Raw genomic sequence first — 20079 nt, forward strand, 5'->3', positions numbered from 1 at the left:
CCGATTCCTTGGCTCTTTTTTCATCGATCATCTGAATGGATCATTCTGAAGCATATAAGGCATGATTGCTCTTTTTCATCAATTTTTGCGGACCATCAAAGGTACTAAAAATTCATAATTGATAAAGAAATCGATCACTGAACGATGATAGTCACCAGAAGAAATCGCTAGATCTGTCTGTGTTGTGTCTTTAAGAGAAATTTGGAGCGACTGACCTTTATCCAGCAACACCTTATAAGTCGTGTCATCCAATTTTTCCATATCATACTGCGGATTTTTCATTGTGACAATAAAAATATCATCTAATACTTCTTGCGTAGCTGGAAACTTACTTGCAATATCTAATCTTAGTGGCTTCGTATTGTCTAACAAGGTTTGATCCACCGTAAAACCTAATTTACGTGCATAGGCAAATAATTGATTCAACTTGTGATTGAAAATCGTGATCTGACTAGCCGAGAACACGCGTTCAACAGACCAATGACGAATCAATGCTAACACTCGGTCATCATCGATCTCGATCGTCATTTGTTCTGGGGATACTCGCATCAAATTGATGGATTCTACTTGGTATCGTTGGTCGATCGTTGGTAACACAAAGGAGAACAACAATTCTTTTTGTGGGGTCAAACTATAATTGATTGAAAAATATCTTGTTTCCCATACATCATATGCTTGTTTGGATAACTCCAAGCCAATATCATTCAATGGTTTTAATATCTCGTAGGCAAAGTATTCGATCAAACTTGTCTTAGCAATGGCAGAAATCGGTGTATCTTCTAACACATAGCGATGATAGGCGACCAATAACTCATTGAAATCCGCTTCGATCAAATATTTACGTAATCGTAAATCGGCCAACTCTTCTTCTGCGGCTGCAATCAAGTCAACGATGTCTTCGTGATCATTTTGTTTACCAGAAAGATATGCTTGGTTTTCATTGACCGCTTGCTCGATCGTTGAACGTTCATTATCTGTTTGATTCGTCGAGTTTGGGACGACTTTTTCTTTTTCGTGGATTTTGGCTTCTTCGCGAATTTCTTCTACTTCATTCGCCAACTCTTTGTCGGTGCTTGATGTTTCTTCTACTGGCTCGGTCGTTCCATGATTTTCAGCTGTTACTTCTTGTAGGTCTAACTCTTCTTGTTTTGTCATCACTCGTCCCCTCCCTCTTCTACTATTTCAGGGTTTTCACTGCCAAGATACGACATCAAGAAACGATGGATCGACTGTCTGAAACCTTCCATGTCACCAAAATATTTTTTGATTTGACGTTGTTCTTTTTCAACGATCGCAGCGCGTAGCTGGTCCGCTTTTTCTTCATGTAATAAGGTTTGCTTTTGTTTTTGGATTTTTTCTGGTTCTTCGATATAAGGCAACCAACCTAATTTTTCATTTTCAAGTGCTTGTTTCTTTTGTTCTAACGCTTGGATTTCTTCGTCTATTTTTTTACGATTCAAGAAACCTTTCGTATCATCTAAGTCAGTGATTTGCTGATCGATCTCTTTGATGGCCTCTTCTAAACGCTCGATCTCTGTTTTTGCAGTGATCACTTTTGCCTCTAACTCATTGATTTTTTTATCAAAATCATGGGTTTGTTGCGTCGCATAGTTCTCCCATTCTTCATCGATTTGCGGTAATACAAAGATTTCAGGTAAGCTGGCATCGATCCCAATCGTTGCTCGTTCATGAAAATAGGTGCCGATCTGGTAATAACACATCGTCGGAGAGATGGTCTCTGTATGTTTCATAAAGGGAAATTCTTGCAAGAAACGGTCATGGATCTTCCGCATCAACAGCTGATCGATCTCATGATTTTCATTTGAGCTTTTTTTAAGCTCATCGTTCAAGCGTCCATTGTATAACTGATAGATTGCGGGAATATTCTCCTCGCGGACAGCTTGTTCAAAAGCTTGCAGATCTTCTAATAATTGTGAAAGATTCATACTTGCTTTTTCTTTGATATCGTAAAACGAAGATGCTTCCTCTTGTTCGTTTTCATCATAATGTTCGTTCGTCTGTGGGTCTATCATCTTACTGGCCTCCTCTTGCTTTTGAACGCATCAATTTTCCATCAATTATTCTATGTAATCCAATAGTATCATTTTCTAAGAAAAAAGTGTTACTAAGTATGCGCTGACTTAGAACAAAAATTACTTTTACTCGTATTAATTGAAAGTTAGAAAACATAAAAGAGCGGGTCAGCGATTCCCCGCTCTTAGTTTTATTTTTTGGGTAAATCTCTTGTTGTAAAATGGATGCGTTGGTTTTCATCTCGTGTAAGTAATGTTTCTTCATTTAAGTAAGAGAACTTTAATTCATTTAGTTCACTATCTTCTAGCATATGCTCATATCCTGTAAAAATTGAGCGTATATACTGTTTGTACGCGTTTTTCTTTTTTTGTCTTTTTTTCATAGGACACCTTCCTTATCAAACCTATCATACCAATGAATGCCTTCTGAGACAAGCATGTTTCTTTTGTTTTTTCTTTGAAATTTCTTTATATACTTAATTGATAGTTGACGAAACCTTCAAAAAATGAAAAAATGCGAGAGTAGCTAAGGAGGGAAACAAGTGAAAAAAATAGGTTTTGACTCAGAAAAGTATATCGAAGAGCAATCTGCGTATATCCTTGAACGCGTTCATCATTATGATAAGTTGTATCTAGAATTTGGTGGGAAATTAGTCGATGATAAGCATGCCAAACGTGTCTTACCTGGATTTGAAGAAGATGCTAAAATCAAATTATTACAAAAGTTACGTGATCAAGCGGAGATTTTGATTTGTGTGTATGCCGGTGATATCGAGCGGAATAAGATTCGTGGTGATTATGGGATTACCTATGATATGGATATCTTACGTTTGATCGATGAATTACGAGGATATGGATTATCGATCAATAGTGTAGTAATCACCCGGTATAACGGACAGCCAGCAACTAAAGTATTTATCAACAAATTAGAGCGTCGCAATATCAAAGTCTATAAACACGCTGAAATCGAGGACTACCCGATCAACGTCGAAAAGATCGTTTCAGAAGATGGTTTCGGCAAGAACGAATACATCGAAACAACCAAACCGATCGTTGTCGTGACAGCACCAGGTCCAGGTAGCGGTAAATTAGCTACTTGCTTGAATCAACTCTATCACGAAAGCCAAAAAGGCAATGCAGCAGGTTATTCTAAATTTGAGACTTTCCCTGTTTGGAATGTTCCATTGAAACATCCCTTGAACATTGCCTATGAAGCAGCAACAGTCGATTTGAAAGATGTCAATATGATCGATTCTTTTCATTTTGATGCCTATAATAAGGTGGCAGTCAACTACAATCGTGATGTGGAGACTTTCCCAGTCATTAAACGGATCATCGAAAAAATCACTGGTAAGGAATCGGTCTACCAGTCTCCTACTGATATGGGCGTCAACCGCGTAGGCTTCGGTATCACGGATGATGAAGTCGTACAGGAAGCATCGAAACAAGAGATCATCAGACGCTATTTCCAAACGGCTTGTGACTTTAAAAAAGGTTTGACAGATGAAGATGCCGTCAATCGTATCAAATTGATCATGGAGGAAGTCGGTTTACGTCCAGAAGACCGTAAAGTCGTGACCCCTGCTCATGAGTATGCAAAAACTAGCCAAGCGGCAAGTACTGAACCGATGGCAGTGATCGCGATCGAACTTCCTGATCAAGTGATCCTTACAGGTCGGACAAGTCAATTAATGGATGCTTCGGCTGCTGTTGTCTTGAATGCGATCAAATATCTCGCCCATATCTCTGATGACATTCCGTTGTTATCGCCGCTTGTCTTGGAAACGATCCAAGGACTTAAAAGCAAGGCATTGCACTCTTCGATCGATACACTCAATCTCAATGAAGTGTTGATTGCTTTATCAATCAGTGCAGTGACTAATCCAATTGCACAAGTTGCTTATGAAAAATTAGCAGAACTTGAAGGTGCGCAAGCACATTCAACTGTGATGATCAATAAGAATGATGAACAAAACCTGAAACAATTAGGTATCGACATCACTAGTGCGCCTGTTTACCCTTCAGAAAACTTGTATTATCAATAAATAATTCTTCGATGATAGCTAAAATAGAAAAATAGAAGTTACCTCGATAAATAAGGTGGTATCCATGAAAATTGTTCCAATTTTTGTGGGTACCCTTTGTTTTTTGGAGAAGCAGCTTCTGTGTCAGACTTTCCTGTTTTAAAAATAAATAAAGTAAAGTTGTTGCTCGTCTAACAAGTCCTGATAATATACATCTTCCAAGTAAACATACGTATATGCCACAACCGCTAGATAAATCAACAATTTAGGATTCCCAGAGCGACTTCTATTCATTATAAGACACCTATCTCTCCGTTCTCTTACATGTATACGCTTTAGTCTAAAAATCTCATGAAATTTCTCTCAAAAGATTCGTATTCTTTAAAAATAACATGTAGAATTAAACGGAATTTGGTAAGGAGTGATTTTTTTGAGTCAGTTTATTGGAATAATAGGTTTACTTTTAATTTTTGGGTTGGCGGTTTTGATCAGTAGCGATCGAAAAGCCATCAAACGCAAACCATTGATCATCATGCTCGTTTTGCAATTTGCGTTTGGGTTTGTTTTACTGCGTACGACTTTTGGTACAGCGGTTGTTGCGATGCTAGCCAAGCTATTTGATCACTTATTGGCATTTGCCGGTGAAGGTGTCAATTTCGTGTTTGGGGGTGTAGCAAACGTTGGAAGTGCCCCATTCTTCTTGAATGTGTTGATGCCAATCGTCTTTATTTCTGCAATTATTGGGATTTTGCGTTACATCAAGATTCTTCCTTTATTTATGAAAGCAGTCGGTTTAGGATTGAGTAAAATCAACGGAATGGGTAAATTAGAATCTTATAATGGTGTGGCTTCAGCGATTTTAGGCCAATCAGAAGTTTTTATCTCCATCAAAAAGGAACTGCCTTTCTTAACAGAAAAGCGTCTGTTCTCGATGAGTGTTTCCGCAATGTCCACAGTTTCGATGTCCATCGTTGGTTCCTATATGGCATTGATTGATTCAAAATACGTGATCACTGCTTTAGTGTTGAATCTTTTTGGTGGGTATATTCTTGCTTCGATCGTCAATCCTTATGAGTTGGACGAAAAAGAAGATGAATTAGTGATTGAAGAAGACAAAGAACAAACATTTTTCCAAATGTTAGGCGAATATATTTTAGATGGTTTCCATGTCGCAATCACAGTGGCTGCAATGTTGATCGGTTTTGTTGCTTTGATTGCTATGATCAATGCCTTGTTCAACGGGATTTTTGGGATTACATTCCAACAGATTTTAGGGTATATTTTTGCGCCATTTGCATTTATCAGTGGGATTCCTTGGAAAGAAGCGGTTGATGCCGGTAGTATCATGGCAACAAAACTTGTGACAAATGAGTTTGTAGCAATGACTGAATTATCGACTGGGACTTTTGAATTTACAGAACGTACCACCGCTATCTTATCAGTCTTCTTAGTATCATTTGCGAACTTCTCTTCAATTGGGATCATTTCAGGGGCAATGAAAGGGTTGAATGAAGAAAAAGGTAATCTTGTAGCAAAACATGGATTGAAAATTTTGTTCACCGCTTCATTAGTCAGCTTTTTAAGCGCAATTGTTACCGGAATACTGGTGTAAAGCTATCTTTTATCTAGAGTCTTAAGTATACTGAACTTGGCTGGTTTGAACAGATGGCCTGTTTAAATTAGTTAAGTTTTTTTACTTTAAATGTCAGATTTCCACTTTTCGGTATATATTAGTTATAAACATGTCTTTGATCATGTCACTATAGAAAGGAATATTTCCTATGAATAAATGTTATGTATTTATTGGGCCTTCTGGTTCCGGAAAGACGACACTCGCTCATGCAATTTTTTCTCCACAACAAAAGATCATTACGTATACGACCCGCCCCCCACGAAAAAATGAAAAAAATCACCTTGATTACCATTTTGTTTCTCAAGAGACCTTTGAAGAAATGATCGCCCATCAGGAATTTGCCGAATGGGATCGGTACGCCGATCACTATTATGGCTCAAGTAAACAAGAGATCTCAACGAAGCTTACACAGGGTGACTGCTTCACGGTCCTTACAGCCCCAGGTTTTTGGCACTTGTATGAACAATTTGGTCGTTGTATCGTCCCTGTCTTCATCACAGTAGCAAAAGAAAAGTTGTATGAACGATTTGTATTTCGCGGCGACTCACCAGATAAAATCAGGCAACGGCTCGCTCTCTTTGAAAAAGATCAAAAAGAACTTGAAAAATTAACACTTATACCTACCTTGATCTCATTTGAAAATAATCAGACGTTAGAAATCGAAACAAAAAATTTAAAGCAAGCCATCCATGCAGCGGATCATCGCTGAACAGTTGGCTTGCTTTTAGTTTTGAGCACTTCACAATAATTTTTGATAAGCTTTTCTTTCTCCGTGTGGGAATGGAAATTCAATCATGCCACGATAATGAAAACCTGCCGAGTATATCGTTTTTTCCATTGGGTGATTAGTGGGAAACGTATCGATCCGAACGTCCTTGATTCCTTGACATGTGGCAACGGTCAATAAATGTTCTAATAATTGTTTTCCAAGTCTTTTCCCTCTTACGTTTTGATCAAGAGCAACTCGATGGATGGAAAGATACGGCTCTCTCCCCTCCCAATTTCCGGCAATTGCTGTATAGACCGGATCAATGCCTGCAACAAGCGCCGCAGTGCCAACAATGTCTTCTTCGTCAATCAAGACGAAGCTTTCCTGCCTTTCAATGTCTTCGATGATTCGTTCTTTTGATGGTTTTTGATCTCCTTGCCATTGAGGCAATCCTTGCTCAGCAAGGTATGCTGCAGCTTGATCGATGATTTGCAACACTCTCGGCAAATCATCTAATGTAGTTTTTCTAAGATACATATCTCTGCTCCTTTTATTGATCTGTGATCAATTTGTATAGCTTGTCTATTCTTGAACCACTGCGTAACCAGTCTGTCGGATGATCTAAGAGCTGACTAACTAATTCAAGATGATGTAACAATGTCCATTTCTTCAAAACTCCCAGACCAGGGAATTTTTGTTGGCGATACAAGCTGACAAGCTCAAGTAATCCTTCCGTGATATAAATTTGTTGATGGTTCCTCATCAACCAACCATACATTTTATTGGCTGCTTCCATAAATTTCAATGCTTGATCTTTTGCGGAATCATTGGTATCTGAAACGAAGTGTTTGATTCGCATATTCCCATAAGCATCGACGTATGTAATATGCAAGGCCAACGCTCGACTGGGAAATCCTTTATCGAAGTAACGACTGCCTTCGATCGTAAAATCGGAAAACCCATGATAGCCATCCATTTGAAAGAAAAGATGATCATCGCTAAAAAAATCATCATTTTTTTCTGCATAATTTTCCACATGCCGTCTCGTTTGAAATTGATCACGGACAATGATTTTATTCTCAGGCAATTGCATGCGTAAGCGACTAGAATCAGGAATGAAAAATGTCGCATTAGTTTTGTTCAAAGCTTGCCAAATCGCATTTTCTCTAGGTTGATGTTGTCCATCAAAAATAATGAATGGCGGGGGTGATTCAATCATTCTTTCATAATTGCTCGGCGTAATGATCTCTGCCTCTGCTAACGAGCTATCTTCACTGGTCACCCATGTGTGAATCGGTTGATCGAACAGTTTGAACTGACCCACTTGCGGATTATTTATGATAATCAGCGGATGATTCTTTTTTTGAAACAACTCGATAACATTTTTTAGCGTCGCCGAATCACGTACTGGCTCGATGATTGGCTGAATCTTAGTGGATAAAAGTCCACGATTCAAACTTTCCTTTAATGCAAGTAGATCGAATTGTTTGCCACGTAAATAAGGATAATACATATATTATTCACTCCAATGGTTCTGTTGGCAGACGTCGAATATGACGTTGCTGGCGCAACCAGTCCTGTTCTTGTCGCAAGGCACGATTTTCTTCTTGCAGATCATGGATTGCTTGACTTTCAATTTCTTCAATAAACCGTTCATAGTAGCGTTCTTTTGAGAAGGGATCTTGTGTTTCTGAGCGTTTTTTTAATTCTTTGTACAGCTGATCTGAAGGGAAATATTTTACTCCCCGTTCCATTTGTTTGGCCTTTCTGACTTCTCTAAACAATGAAGCCATAAAACGATTAGTCAATGCCTCTTCTGCTACACCTAACTCACGACGCATTGCTTTTTTTGCAATAATAAAAGTTCCAGGAACAGGCATTTCCTCTTCTAGTGCATACGAACGATAAACTAATACACCAATCTCTGGTGGGATCTCACTTTTGACTTCTTCATATAAGTTTTTTGGTAAAACAAAATAATTATAGTGACCGACAAAGGATAATTTAGCAGTTGAGCGAAAATCAGCTTTTGTGACTTTTAATTCATAACAGCGCCATTCTCTTGTTCCGTCAAATTTCATCAGACAACTTAAAGTATCCACGATTCCATGATCCTCAGGCATTGTCACTTCCTCGACCACGATCCCTCCCTGTTCGATACAATAATGATACAACGATGATTCCAGCTCGATCGTTAAAGGAGTTTTCATACATTTCACCTCCGAACATACTTTCGCTTTTCATTCTACCTGAAAAGCCAAGATAATCCAACTACCATTTTATTTTTTTGTATGCTACTTGTCTAACAATAAAAAAAGCAACATAGAAAAGACGAAAAATGCAGCTCAAACATCACATTTTTCGTCTTTTCAATTGCACTCGTTTTTTTATTGATCGATCGACTTAACGATAAATTCTTCTACCTGTTTGCTATTCCGTATTAAAAATCGCACGATTCATTTGTTCTGTTGATCTCTTACGCTTGCTCGATTCCTGACGGAAGATAAAACAAACCATGTTTTTCAAATAATTCACCAATCTGAAACAGTAAGTCTTCTCTTCCTCTGGCAGCCATAAACTGAATCCCTAGTGGCAATCCTTGTTCACTAACATGTGTAGGCAGACTGATTGCAGGTTGCCCAGTTAAGTTCGCTAATTGTGTATAAGGAGTGATTGTCAAGCTCTCTTCAAACATCGCTGACACGACTGCCAACCCTTCATCTGCCGATAAATGAGGGACATCAGCCATCTGCTGACGGATCAAGTCACTTTGTAAGTCAGCTGTGATTTTAGGCGCAGTATCCGCAGTGGTTGGCGAAAGAAACAAATCAAAGGACTCAAACAAGCTTTCCATTGTGACAGCTGCATGATCCCATACGTGCAATGATTGCACATAGTCTGCTGCAGAAAGTTTTTTACCATATTGCCATAATGTCCATGAGATTGGTTCTAGCTCGTTGCTTTCTATCCCCCGCTGCAACCCATTTTCGATCGACTCGATCATTGCTGCCGTTTCAGCACCATTCATTTGATAATAGGAGTTGATCAATGTACGTCCATCTAAAGGATAAGGAATCTCAACGATTTCATGTCCTGATTGTTCTAGAAACTGCTGCGCTTTTTTAATAGCGATTTGAGCTTCTTCGCTCACCTTCGAGCCGATCGGTGAATCAACACAGACAGCGATTTTCAACCGTTCCTTCACTGGATGCTGTTGCCAAAATGCTGGTGTGACTTGATAGGGCGCCCCACTACTGATTCCTTGTAGTGCTTGGAACAACGCTTTTGTATCTCTCATGGAAATCGTTAGTCCGAAATCAATTGCCGCTCCTTGCCAGCCTCGCCAAGCATTTGGACCAACCGGCATTGTTCCTCTTGATGGCTTCAAGCCGATCAAGCCAGAAAATGAGGCTGGAATACGGATCGAACCACCCCCGTCACTGGCACCTGCCATAGGAACGATCCCTGCCGCAACTGCCGCTGCAGCTCCGCCACTTGATCCTCCTGGAGAGTATGCCAAGTTCCATGGGTTTCGTGCTGGGCCATATAATTGTGGATCGGTAATATTCTTAAAGCCAAATTCAGGTGCATTCGTTTGTCCAAATGGAACCAAACCAGCTTTTTCAACTGCTTGGACATAATTCGAATTTTTAGACGCTCGGTGTTGTTCAAAAATCCGTGAACCAGAAGTTGCCAACCAGCCTTTTTTTTCTTGTCCTAGCATTTTTAAAGGAAATGGTATTCCTGCTAATAGCGAATCACTCTCCAATCGTGGTGGTTTTACATTTGATTGGAAATCAAGTGATTCAAGTGTGACAAATGCGTTGATTTCTGGATTGAGCTTTTCAATTTTTCGCTTTGTTTCTGTAAAAAGTTCTTCCGAGCTGAATTGCTTAGTTTTTAAACCATTCGCAAGATATGTTGCATCTTTCATGCTCTCCCTCCTCAGTTACGGTTATTTTCTCATATGACAGAAAAAGCAACAATGTTTACGCTTAGTCTCTTATTCTAAATAGAAAAACACTTGAAGCAGCTGAATGCTTCAAGTGTTCTACTCTAGTTATAAGAATGAAAGAGGTATTACGACATCGAGCGTAATTTCCCTCTAAATTCGTCGATTGAATGGTAGCCTTTTTCCGCCATGATCGTCTCTAATTCTTTACTGATACGTTCAAAAATAGCTACTCCCTCTTTGTGAAGTTCCGTACCGATCTGTAACATACTTGCGCCGCATAATAAATGCTCAAAAGCATCTTGTCCATTGCGGATACCGCCAGTACCGATAATTTTGATCTCTGGTTTCAGGCGGGTATAAAATGCCCGGACATTCGCTAACGCAGTAGGTTTGATATATTCGCCTCCAAGTCCACCAAAACCATCTTTTGGTTTGATGACGACTGTTTCACTCTCAGTATCGATATAAAGGCCATTTCCCACACTGTTGATCGAGTTCACATAGGCGATCGGGTACTGATTCAAGATTTCCGCCATTTGATCAAAGTGGGCGAAATCAAAATAAGGAGGAAGTTTGATTCCCAACGGTTTTGAGAACACTTGAAAGACTTCTTTCAATAAAGCTGCTGTTGCCTCGAAATCGTAAGCTAGCTGCGGTTTTCCTGGAACGTTCGGGCATGAAAGATTCAGCTCAGTGATCCCTTGGTAATCACTTTCTTCGATCAACTTCAACATTTCCAGATTTTCCTCTGCACTCATACCGGCAATCGAGAAAAACAATGGTTGTTCTTGTCCATGCTCTTTCTCGTAGGCCAATGCATAATCCAGATAATAGGAAAAACCTAAGTTTGGTAAGCCCATTGAATTGATACTCCCCAGTGGCACATCATAATAACGAGGTTCAGGGTTTCCTGCTCGCTCATTGATGGTACAGCTTTTTGTAATGAACGCCCCCGCATTCGAATGTGCAAGTTCATCTAATTCCGCTGTAGTCATGCAATGGACACCAGAAGCGTTCATCAAGGGATTTTCAAAAGAATGATTTAAGAAAGTAGTCGTTAAGCTCAAGTTATTCTCTCCTTTTAATAAAGCGTTTTTTCTAGTGTATCATTTAAGCGAACAAAATCAACAAAAATTTATCGAATGTTCGATCAATCATCGATTTCTGAAGACAATACTTCTCCTGTTTGACTATTGATTTTTACATTTGTCGTTTGGTTGCCATTTTTCACTTTAACATCCCAGTAAGTAGTTCCTAATTCTTTATCAAGGTCCCAATCTGTAGCAGTTCCAGCGCCAACTTTTTCAACCGCGATTTTCCCAGCTTCTTCGATCGAGATCAGATTGCTGACATCTAAGCCGTCTTCTGATTTTTTCTTGCCGTTTTGTTCGTCACGATCTAATTGCTCTGGATTCTCTGCCTCAAGTTTTTCGTCCATCGCATTGATTTTCACTGAATATTCGTTTTGATCATCGACACCTTCAATTTTGTAGAAGTAGCTTCCCCAATCACTATCGAGTTCTAAGCTAGTGATGGCTGCATCTGGGTATTTGTTTTGGAATAATTCAATCGCACGATCCGCAGAAACTTGAATATCAGGGTTTGCTGTTTGTGAAGAGGATGAATCCGTAGAACCAGCGGATGTGCTAGAGTCTTCTGACTTGTTCGTAGAGGTTACAGTTGTTTCTGACGACTGATTGGTCGTACTTGATGGGGAAGTTGTTTGGTTTGGCTGGCACCCCGCCAAAAGTAGTAAAGAAAATAAGCCTGTAAAAATAACTTTTGATTTCATAACAATTCTCCTTTTTATTAGGTATCTATTCTCAGTATAACGAAAAGAGTGAATACTGTCAGCCGATACCATGAAAAATCAGTCTATAGTCTGATTTTACAACTAAAAAAGAACCTGTTTTTACGTAAAAAAGTAAAAACAGGTTCTTTTCATTTAAATAAAAAAACAAATATTAGTTAGTTATTTCCGATGCATTGGGATCGAATTGTTCCCTGGATGGACTAACAAGTACTGGATCACATCGATATTGCTCGATTCAAAAGATGCGGCACAGGCTTGTAAATAAAGATCCCACATACGATAGAACCGATCACCCATCTCCTGAGTCACCTGCTCTTGAACCACATGGAAACGTTGCGTCCAATGTTGTAATGTCCATTGGTAATCACGACGTAAACTTTCTAAGTCGATCACTTGTAGATCGTTTTCCGTGATATCCTTAATCAGTTCCGTCACACCTGGTACATAACCGCCAGGGAAAATATATTTATTGATCCACGCATTCGTTGCACCACCTTGTTGTCGGCTGATTCCATGGATCAAAGCAGTTCCTTTAGGTTTCAACAAATCTTTGACTACTTTGAAATATTCAGGTAGATTTTCTGACCCTACGTGTTCGAACATCCCCACACTGGTGATATGATCGAAAGTCTCCCCTTTCAACTCACGGTAATCCATTAGAAACACACGACATTGGTCTTCTAGATGCTCTTCTTTGATTTTATTGGTGATGAAGTTGTATTGTTCTTCACTGAGAGTAATACCAGTCGCTTTGACATGATATTCTTTTGCCGCAGTAAATAGTAACGTTCCCCAGCCACAACCAATATCCAAGAGGGATTCCCCTTCTTTGATAAATAGCTTATCTAAAATATGATGGACTTTATTGATCTGTGCTTGCTCCAAACTATCTTCTGGAGTTTTGAAATAAGCACAAGAATACGTCAACGTTGAATCAAGCCATAAGCGATAAAAATCATTACCTAGGTCGTAATGAGCATGGATATCCGCTTTATTTTGTTGCTTTGTGTGTTTCTCTTTTTTTGGTAACCACTTCAGATAATCTTTGCTACGCAAGAAACTATCGGTATGACTGTATGCATCGTTGATCAATGATTGGATATTCCCTTCGATTTCAATGCGATGATCCATATAAGCTTCCCCTAAAGAAAGAGAAGCATTTTTCGTCAACTCTTTGATTGGGATCTCTTCATTGAACGTGATTTTGATTTGTGGAGGGTTATCGGTATCCCCATACTGCTTCGTCGTTCCATCCCAATACGTGACTTCTACTGGAAGTGAAAAAGAGTGCGAAAATAGTTGATGATAAATTGTTTTTTCTAACATAATGATCCTCCTAAAACAAAAATTACACTATTACGTTATACCTATTTCGTCAAAGAATCAACAGATTACAGGTAATAAATAAAAGCTTTTTGAAAATTTCAGAAACACAAAAATAAAGAATGTAAGGAGGAAGACATTTCTGCTTTCCCTCTTACATTCTTCATTTTTTGATTCGATCAGACTTGGATCGCTTTTGAATCTTTGAAGCCAGTTTTAGCGAAAATCCATAGTAACAATAAAACGGCTATGGTCGACTGGATGCCCATCATCAAGACAAAATCAAAATGGATAAAACCGACAAAACCAGCAATTATCGAACTCACACCTAGAACATTCAACATCAAATTTGCGCTCTCTTTAAAGTTTTTTATAGAAGAGAATTTGCTTTTTCTTGTTAGCCATAAAAAGAAGGCAGCGCCGAACAAAATCAAGCCAGTCATGATAAACAATAAAATACCTAACGTCAAACTGTAAGATAAAATGATCATCGGTCGATTACTCGCATAAAATTCATTCTCTAAAAACTGTTCAAACTCTTTAGGACTTGTTATTCTCATAAAATCAAATGAGGAGGGATATGACATATTGTATTCTCGTGTTTGTCCATCCTCTTCTTGACGGATCGTCCAGCTGGTCTCTTCAAAATTGATTGCGGCTCCTCTTTCTGCCATTTTTTCTGGCGTCAGTGCTGTTCCGATGATGACATCGTTTGTTACACTGATGATCTCAGAGTCAGCTGTTAAGCGACCGTTCGTAAGTTGTAGTTCACGTAAGCGTGCCACCCCTTCCTGATCGATCAACGTATTCACCGATAAGAATTGTTCCATCGGGATCGCCGAGACTTGATTCGTATAAAATAAAGTAATCGGCATGACCATAAAAGAAATTAGAAACAGAAAGATCACGATAAATTTTGGCCAAGTGAGTTGTTTTCTACCTAAAAACAACTGTTTTGGACTTCTTAAGCTTGAAAAGTAATTGAGTGGGAATTTATCCATAGCAAACGACTCCTAACCTTTGGTCCCGCCTGATGTCAGTCCGGTCACAAAGTTTTTTTGTAAAAAGAAGAACAATAAACATATTGGTACAGCAATCAAGATTGCTCCCGCCGCAAACAGAGAAACGCGTTGGTTGGTTACATCAGAAATAAAGGTTTGTAATCCAACTGCGACTGTTTGATTTTCAGGCGTACGAAGTAGGAAACGTGCCAACATGAAGTCACCAAATGGTCCCATAAATGCCCAAAGCGCTTGGACTGCGATCATTGGTTTGACTAATGGTAAGACGATTTGCAAGAAAATCCTAAAGTGTCCTGCACCATCCAATTTAGCTGATTCATCTAAATCGATTGGGACTGTATCGAAGTATCCTTTCATCAGCCAAGTGTTCATTGGGATTCCCCCACCGATATAGATCATTGTCAGGAACCAATAACGATCCAATGCACCTAATAGAAAGGCCATCACATAAAAAGCGGTCAATGCTGCCATCGTTGGTACCATCTGGATCACTAGAAAGAACATCAAACTTGATTTTCTTCCGATGAAACGATAACGACTATACGTATAACCAGCAAGTGTCACAACAGTTACTTGAATGACCATCGTTAAAACAGAAATGATCAACGTATTTTTATACCACGTGCCATACAAGGTTTCATTGAATAAGCGAGAAAAATTATTTAAGGTCCAATCACCGGAGAAATCCAAACTAAAAGCAGCAATATTCCCTGGTTTGAAAGCAGTACTAGCTGTGATCAATAACGGATAGATGATAATGATCGACAATAGGATCAAAAACACATAAGTAAAGAAATGCGAAAGTCTCCGTTGGAACTTAGCACTTGTACTAAATTTTTTCATGACTAGTCCTCCATTTTGAACGCATTAGTTTTCTTGAATACCAACAGAGAAACGGCAATGACGATCATCGAAATGATCAGCGTGATCGCAGAAGCCATCGAATACTGTGGCGAGGTCCCCGTGGTCAATTTATAGATCCACGAAATCAAGATATCTGTTGATCCTGCACCACCACCGACACTTCCCGGTCCCCCATTATTGAAGAGGTAGATCATGGAGAAGTTATTGAAGTTCCCTGTATACTGTGTGATGAACGTTGGTGCTGCTACAAGAAAGATTGCTGGCAACGTGATACTTGAGAAGCGCTGCCAAGCATTCGCACCGTCGATTTTTGCTGCTTCGTAAAGATCTTCAGAAATCGATTGTAAGATCCCTGTGACCATCACATAGATGTAAGGAAAACCTAACCAGCCTTGTATCAAGATGATTGCGACTTTTGTCCAGTTCGGATCAGTTTTCCAAGGAACGGAGGCAATATCTACAAAGGGGATATTATTCAAGAATGGAATAACTTGCGTGTTGATCGCTCCCACACTATCGTTAAAGATGTTTGAAAAACTCATGATCGTGATAAATGCTGGGACTGCCCATGGTAAAAGGAAAATAATTCCAAAAACACGTTTGAATTTGATAAATTTCTGGTGCGCGATCACTGCTGTGAATACGCCTAACGTGATTTGTAAAGTAGTGGCACAAAGCGTCCAGATGACGGTCCAAGAGAACACAGCAACAAATGTATTTCGATAAGAACTTAAAAAGAAAATACTGAAGAAGTTTTCTGCTCCCACCCAGTCGATCAAACTTGCTGGTGGGATGTGTTGGAAATCATAGTTTGTAAATGCTGTAAATAATGTCACTAGAACCGGAAAGATGATCGTGAAAATCATCAATAGATACGCTGGAAGCGTCAAGAGATAAGGAAAGCCTTCATCACCCACATTATGTATGACTTCCTTCATTGTTCGATTGATCTTTTTCCCTTCTTTTCTCATGACTGCGACACGTTTTGCATCTACTAGATTGATGAAATAAAAAAATAAAAACAAGGCTGTCACAATCAATTGCAAAGTTCCTTGGATCAACATAAATAATGAGTGATCTTCCATTGGGACACTCCCTAAGGTAACTAAACCTATTAAGGATTGAAAACCACCTAAAACCATTTGGATGATAAATCCGATAAATAGTGCTAAAAATACGACCCCTTTAAATACTTGACCATTTGCAAATTGACCCAGTCCTGGAATGATCGAACGTAACATCGTGCCTTTGACATTGACCGCTGTATCTTCTTGTTGCATGGTGTTGTTCCCCCCTCTTGATACTAAAAACAGGTGCTGTATGTTGAAGCGCCTTTTCTATAAAATCATCTCACGTTCATCAAAGGTAAAACATGGAGCTGAGAAGCAATTTCCTTCACAGCTCCAACCTTTTTGATGATCTAATTAATATTTTTGCTCAATTGCTTCGCTGATCGTCTTCACCGCGTCGTCAGCCGATTCTTTTGGTGTTTTTCTGCCTGAACCAGCATCAAACATCAAGTTTTCTGCGCCTGTCCAAACTTCTGCCATCTCTGGAATATTTGGCATTGCTTGTGCTGTTTCATATTGTTCGATAACTGCAGTCGTCAATTCATCATTTGTGCCTTTTGCTGTTTCACGAGCCGCTTGATTGGCTGGTACTTCGTTGACCATCTCAAAGAATTTTTCTTGGTTTTCTGTATTGGTTACATAATCTAACCATTTTTGAGCCACTTCTTTATTCTTAGAGTAGTTACTTACGACCCAACCTTTTCCTCCACCAAATGGTTGATAAGATTCACCATTATTCAATGTTGGGATTTTTGATACGCCATAATTGAGGTCGTTTTCTTGATAAGTTTGTGCTTGCCATGGGCCATCGATAATCGCTGCTGCCTTGTTTGACATGAACTGTTGGTTGACAAAGTCGCCAGCACTCTTGATATCTTGCATTCCTTTAGGCCAAACATTTTGGAACCAATCTGTAGCATAAGTGATTCCTTCTACTGCTCCTGCATTGTTTAACCCAATTTCAGATGGGTCTGTTCCATCTTCACCAAATACATATCCACCGTAACCAGAAATCAAGCCATATGAATAATAAAAATCAGTCCATTTTGCTAAAAATCCTGTATTCGTTCCTTCTTCAGATTCAAAATTGAAACGTTCATCTTTTGCTAACGCTTCCAAATCTTTGAAAGTTGTCGGTGCAGTGTCAACTAGATCTTTGTTATAGTATAAAACTAGTGTCTCGATAACTGCCGGAGCTCCATAGATTTTATCCTCGTACGTTACTTGAGCTTTATCCGTATCATTGTAATCTGCTTCGTTCCCCAATTTCACTTCTGCCAAATGTCCTTGTTGTCCTAATGCTCCGATCCGGTCATAAGCTGCCATCATGACATCTGGTGCTTTTCCTGCAGGACCATCTAACGCAAGCGATTCTAATTGTTCGAACATGTCTTTTTCGACTAACTTGATTTTTACATCGTTATCTTCTTCAAATTTTGTTTTGATCTCATTGACATAATCTTTGTAGCCAGAATCGACAGAAATCGTTAATGTTTTTCCATCTTCTTCATTTGCTGCAGTTGAAGACCCGCCATTACCACAGGCAGCAAGTCCCCCGATAAACCCTAAAGATAATGCACCTAACCCGATTTTTTTTAGCAACTGTTTACTCATTTTTTTTCCTCCGATTCTATTCTATTCCTCTTACAATTTGATTATATGTTTACAAAAGCTTGATTTGCAAACGCTTTCTCTATGTTACCGATAACAACTTAACAAAGGATCAAAAATCCATTCGTTTGGACTTCAGCTTTGCCGTCTTTTAAGATGTCACAATTTTGGCTGAATAAAACATCATTTTCTAAATCGACCAAGTACGGTTCTGTTCCTTGATTGAAATAAGCATGAATGGTTTGCTGATCGAGATGACGAGTCAAGTGAATTTGTTCGTTTTTATCGTCGACCGAGCGCCAAGTCAGATCCCCTTCAATCAACACTTGTTGCACTTGTTTACGCACACAGATCAATTCTTTGACGAACCCCTGCAATTCAAGATCTTGCTGGTCCTTTTCCCAGACCATACATTTTCGACAGTCAGGATCATCATGACCTGTCATGCCGATTTCTGTTCCGTAGTAGATACAAGGCGCTCCTTTTTGTAAGAACATGAAAGCTAACACTGATTTCATCAGTTCCTTGTCCTCTTTACACAAAGTCAAGATTCTGGCTGTATCATGAGAATCCAATAAATTGAATGTCCCTTCATTGACTTGATCACGATAAAGCATTTGCTGATGATTCATGCCACTGACCATTTGAGTGGGTGTGATTTTTTTATGGACGAAATAGTCTTTGATCGAATCCATAAAGGCGTAGTTCATCACCGCATGGAATTCATCGCCCTGTAACCAAGCTTGAGAAGAATGCCAGATTTCGCCTAAAATATAAATATCAGGTTTGATCGTAGTGACCGCTTCTCTGAATTTCTTCCAAAAATGATGATCCACTTCATTTGCTACATCTAACCGCCACCCATCGATATCAAATTCCTTGACCCAATACGTGGCAATATCTAATAAATAATCTTGTACTTCTTGATTTGCTGTATTGAGCTTAGGCATAAATGGCGTAAAAGCAAACGTATCATATGCCAGATTTTCGGCTGTTTCAGGAACATCTGTCATTTGATAGGCATCCACTGGAAATGAATGGATGTGGAACCAGTCTTTGTAGCGGGATTTCTCGCCATTTTCGATCACATCTTGCCATTGTGGTGCATGACTACCCATATGATTGAACACGGCATCCAGCATGATTCGGATTCCTTTATCATGCGCTTTTGTGATTAACTCTTTCAATAACTCTTTATCACCAAATTGTGGATCGACCGCATAGTAATCGATCGTGTCATATTTGTGATTCGAGGTTGCTTCAAAAACAGGACAGAAATAAATCCCTGTGATTCCTAAATCAGCTAGGTAATCGAGATGATCGATCACCCCTTGAAGATCTCCGCCAAAGAAATCTTCTCGATCGGGGTCTTTACTTCCCCAAGGCAACGTACCTTTAGGATCATTTGTTGGATCACCATTCGCAAAGCGTTCAGGAAATATTTGATACCAAATCGTTTGTTTTGCCCATTCAGGTACTTTGAAGCGATCGATTTGTTGAAAATATGGCATACGGAAATAATAGTTTGCATTCGCCAATGTTTCTTCTTGATAAGGGAATATTCCTTGGTCTCCGTAAAAACAATCCATCCCATCAATTCCCACGATGTGAAAACCGTATTGCAATCGTCTAGTATCACTCGTCAACTCGATTTCCCAGTAATCATGAAGAAGTGTACTTAATCCTTTTTTCATTGGTTGTTCTTTTAAATACCAATTTTCTGAGAAAATCGTATATGGATCTCCGCTGATCACAGAAACTTGTTTGACATCATCTTTACTTGTACGTAAGCGAATCCGCATCGTTGTATCACTGTATAAATAAGCAAATTCACTTTCGGGTCGATGATAAATTGCTGCAGTATTCATTTCAGTCCTCCCTTGTCTTTCAGTTAACAAAAACAACTATAAAAGATAACTAACCGAAAGACAACGCTTACATCATTGTTATCGGTAACAAGATTTTTAGCAAAAAAAAGATGAATAGCACACTGTTTACAAAACATGCGTGATTCATCTTCTT

General features: G+C 39.1%; 19 protein-coding genes. 3 read left to right on the forward strand and 16 right to left on the reverse strand.

Annotated elements, in window-relative coordinates; translation table 11 throughout:
• Positions 1-78 precede the first annotated feature (78 nt).
• From IGJ39_RS06985 to IGJ39_RS06995, 3 genes are all read right to left on the reverse strand, one after another.
• Positions 79-1155, reverse strand: a complete 1077-nt coding sequence (locus IGJ39_RS06985) for a hypothetical protein (RefSeq protein WP_019723216.1) — start codon at positions 1153-1155, stop codon at positions 79-81.
• Positions 1155-2033, reverse strand: a complete 879-nt coding sequence (locus IGJ39_RS06990; protein ID WP_019723217.1) for a hypothetical protein — start codon at positions 2031-2033, stop codon at positions 1155-1157. Before IGJ39_RS06990 ends, IGJ39_RS06985 begins: the two co-directional genes overlap by 1 nt.
• A gap of 191 nt (positions 2034-2224) precedes the next feature.
• Positions 2225-2416 carry a hypothetical protein gene (locus IGJ39_RS06995; protein WP_010735437.1) on the reverse strand — a complete coding sequence of 64 codons (192 nt, stop codon included), beginning with the start codon at positions 2414-2416 and terminating at the stop codon, positions 2225-2227.
• Positions 2417-2575: 159 nt separating this feature from the next.
• On the opposite strand from IGJ39_RS06995, the gene IGJ39_RS07000 reads away from it, so the two are divergent.
• Positions 2576-4078, forward strand: a complete 1503-nt coding sequence (locus IGJ39_RS07000) for a DUF1846 domain-containing protein (protein ID WP_010735436.1) — start codon at positions 2576-2578, stop codon at positions 4076-4078.
• 138 nt (positions 4079-4216) lie between these two features.
• On the opposite strand, the gene IGJ39_RS07005 is transcribed toward IGJ39_RS07000, so the two are convergent.
• A complete protein-coding gene (locus IGJ39_RS07005; protein ID WP_019724499.1) occupies positions 4217-4351 on the reverse strand; it encodes a hypothetical protein in 135 nt (44 codons plus the stop codon).
• Between the two features lie 136 nt (positions 4352-4487).
• Here IGJ39_RS07005 and IGJ39_RS07010 point away from each other — a divergent pair, with 136 nt between their 5' ends.
• Both IGJ39_RS07010 and IGJ39_RS07015 read left to right on the forward strand, forming a co-directional pair.
• Positions 4488-5669 (forward strand): NupC/NupG family nucleoside CNT transporter, encoded by a 1182-nt coding sequence (locus tag IGJ39_RS07010; protein ID WP_065095829.1) that lies wholly within the window; start codon positions 4488-4490, stop codon positions 5667-5669.
• 169 nt (positions 5670-5838) lie between these two features.
• A complete protein-coding gene (locus IGJ39_RS07015) occupies positions 5839-6399 on the forward strand; it encodes a guanylate kinase (protein ID WP_195339277.1) in 561 nt (186 codons plus the stop codon).
• Between the two features lie 30 nt (positions 6400-6429).
• Here IGJ39_RS07015 and IGJ39_RS07020 read toward each other — a convergent pair whose 3' ends face one another.
• From IGJ39_RS07020 to IGJ39_RS07075, 12 genes are all read right to left on the reverse strand, one after another.
• Positions 6430-6936 (reverse strand): GNAT family N-acetyltransferase, encoded by a 507-nt coding sequence (locus IGJ39_RS07020; protein ID WP_195339278.1) that lies wholly within the window; start codon positions 6934-6936, stop codon positions 6430-6432.
• Between the two features lie 13 nt (positions 6937-6949).
• The gene (locus IGJ39_RS07025; protein ID WP_065095832.1) at positions 6950-7912 is read right to left on the reverse strand and encodes a sce7725 family protein; all 963 of its coding nucleotides are present in this window, start codon (positions 7910-7912) and stop codon (positions 6950-6952) included.
• 7 nt (positions 7913-7919) lie between these two features.
• On the reverse strand, positions 7920-8609 hold the full coding sequence (locus tag IGJ39_RS07030; protein WP_066025015.1) for a hypothetical protein: 690 nt from the start codon (positions 8607-8609) through the stop codon (positions 7920-7922).
• 266 nt (positions 8610-8875) lie between these two features.
• Positions 8876-10333, reverse strand: a complete 1458-nt coding sequence (locus IGJ39_RS07035; RefSeq protein WP_195339279.1) for an amidase — start codon at positions 10331-10333, stop codon at positions 8876-8878.
• Between the two features lie 146 nt (positions 10334-10479).
• Positions 10480-11421, reverse strand: a complete 942-nt coding sequence (locus tag IGJ39_RS07040; RefSeq protein ID WP_195339280.1) for a dihydroorotate oxidase — start codon at positions 11419-11421, stop codon at positions 10480-10482.
• Between the two features lie 83 nt (positions 11422-11504).
• Positions 11505-12146 (reverse strand): PepSY domain-containing protein, encoded by a 642-nt coding sequence (locus IGJ39_RS07045; protein ID WP_195339281.1) that lies wholly within the window; start codon positions 12144-12146, stop codon positions 11505-11507.
• A 180-nt stretch (positions 12147-12326) separates the two neighbouring features.
• Positions 12327-13493 carry an SAM-dependent methyltransferase gene (locus IGJ39_RS07050; protein ID WP_195339282.1) on the reverse strand — a complete coding sequence of 389 codons (1167 nt, stop codon included), beginning with the start codon at positions 13491-13493 and terminating at the stop codon, positions 12327-12329.
• Between the two features lie 176 nt (positions 13494-13669).
• Positions 13670-14491, reverse strand: a complete 822-nt coding sequence (locus IGJ39_RS07055; protein ID WP_195339283.1) for a maltodextrose utilization protein MalA — start codon at positions 14489-14491, stop codon at positions 13670-13672.
• A gap of 12 nt (positions 14492-14503) precedes the next feature.
• Positions 14504-15355, reverse strand: a complete 852-nt coding sequence (locus tag IGJ39_RS07060; RefSeq protein ID WP_010735425.1) for a sugar ABC transporter permease — start codon at positions 15353-15355, stop codon at positions 14504-14506.
• Positions 15356-15357: 2 nt separating this feature from the next.
• On the reverse strand, positions 15358-16656 hold the full coding sequence (locus IGJ39_RS07065) for a carbohydrate ABC transporter permease (protein WP_010735424.1): 1299 nt from the start codon (positions 16654-16656) through the stop codon (positions 15358-15360).
• 144 nt (positions 16657-16800) lie between these two features.
• Positions 16801-18060, reverse strand: a complete 1260-nt coding sequence (locus tag IGJ39_RS07070; RefSeq protein WP_065095839.1) for an extracellular solute-binding protein — start codon at positions 18058-18060, stop codon at positions 16801-16803.
• A 98-nt stretch (positions 18061-18158) separates the two neighbouring features.
• A complete protein-coding gene (locus tag IGJ39_RS07075) occupies positions 18159-19925 on the reverse strand; it encodes a glycoside hydrolase family 13 protein (protein ID WP_019723258.1) in 1767 nt (588 codons plus the stop codon).
• Positions 19926-20079 lie beyond the last annotated feature (154 nt).

It is taken from the genome of Enterococcus sp. AZ140, assembly GCF_051714405.1.
Taxonomy (GTDB): Bacteria; Bacillota; Bacilli; order Lactobacillales; family Enterococcaceae; genus Enterococcus_B; species Enterococcus_B pernyi.

Excerpts from the sequence above, each read along its gene's own strand:
- IGJ39_RS06985 (WP_019723216.1), bottom strand. The coding sequence starts at position 1,155 with ATGACAAAACAAGAAGAGTTAGACCTACAAGAAGTAACAGCTGAAAAT.
- IGJ39_RS06990 (WP_019723217.1), bottom strand. The coding sequence starts at position 2,033 with ATGATAGACCCACAGACGAACGAACATTATGATGAAAACGAACAAGAG.
- IGJ39_RS06995 (WP_010735437.1), bottom strand. The coding sequence starts at position 2,416 with ATGAAAAAAAGACAAAAAAAGAAAAACGCGTACAAACAGTATATACGC.
- IGJ39_RS07005 (WP_019724499.1), bottom strand. The coding sequence starts at position 4,351 with ATGAATAGAAGTCGCTCTGGGAATCCTAAATTGTTGATTTATCTAGCG.
- IGJ39_RS07015 (WP_195339277.1), top strand. The coding sequence starts at position 5,839 with ATGAATAAATGTTATGTATTTATTGGGCCTTCTGGTTCCGGAAAGACG.
- IGJ39_RS07020 (WP_195339278.1), bottom strand. The coding sequence starts at position 6,936 with ATGTATCTTAGAAAAACTACATTAGATGATTTGCCGAGAGTGTTGCAA.
- IGJ39_RS07025 (WP_065095832.1), bottom strand. The coding sequence starts at position 7,912 with ATGTATTATCCTTATTTACGTGGCAAACAATTCGATCTACTTGCATTA.
- IGJ39_RS07030 (WP_066025015.1), bottom strand. The coding sequence starts at position 8,609 with ATGAAAACTCCTTTAACGATCGAGCTGGAATCATCGTTGTATCATTAT.
- IGJ39_RS07035 (WP_195339279.1), bottom strand. The coding sequence starts at position 10,333 with ATGAAAGATGCAACATATCTTGCGAATGGTTTAAAAACTAAGCAATTC.
- IGJ39_RS07045 (WP_195339281.1), bottom strand. The coding sequence starts at position 12,146 with ATGAAATCAAAAGTTATTTTTACAGGCTTATTTTCTTTACTACTTTTG.
- IGJ39_RS07050 (WP_195339282.1), bottom strand. The coding sequence starts at position 13,493 with ATGTTAGAAAAAACAATTTATCATCAACTATTTTCGCACTCTTTTTCA.
- IGJ39_RS07055 (WP_195339283.1), bottom strand. The coding sequence starts at position 14,491 with ATGGATAAATTCCCACTCAATTACTTTTCAAGCTTAAGAAGTCCAAAA.
- IGJ39_RS07060 (WP_010735425.1), bottom strand. The coding sequence starts at position 15,355 with ATGAAAAAATTTAGTACAAGTGCTAAGTTCCAACGGAGACTTTCGCAT.
- IGJ39_RS07065 (WP_010735424.1), bottom strand. The coding sequence starts at position 16,656 with ATGCAACAAGAAGATACAGCGGTCAATGTCAAAGGCACGATGTTACGT.
- IGJ39_RS07070 (WP_065095839.1), bottom strand. The coding sequence starts at position 18,060 with ATGAGTAAACAGTTGCTAAAAAAAATCGGGTTAGGTGCATTATCTTTA.
- IGJ39_RS07075 (WP_019723258.1), bottom strand. The coding sequence starts at position 19,925 with ATGAATACTGCAGCAATTTATCATCGACCCGAAAGTGAATTTGCTTAT.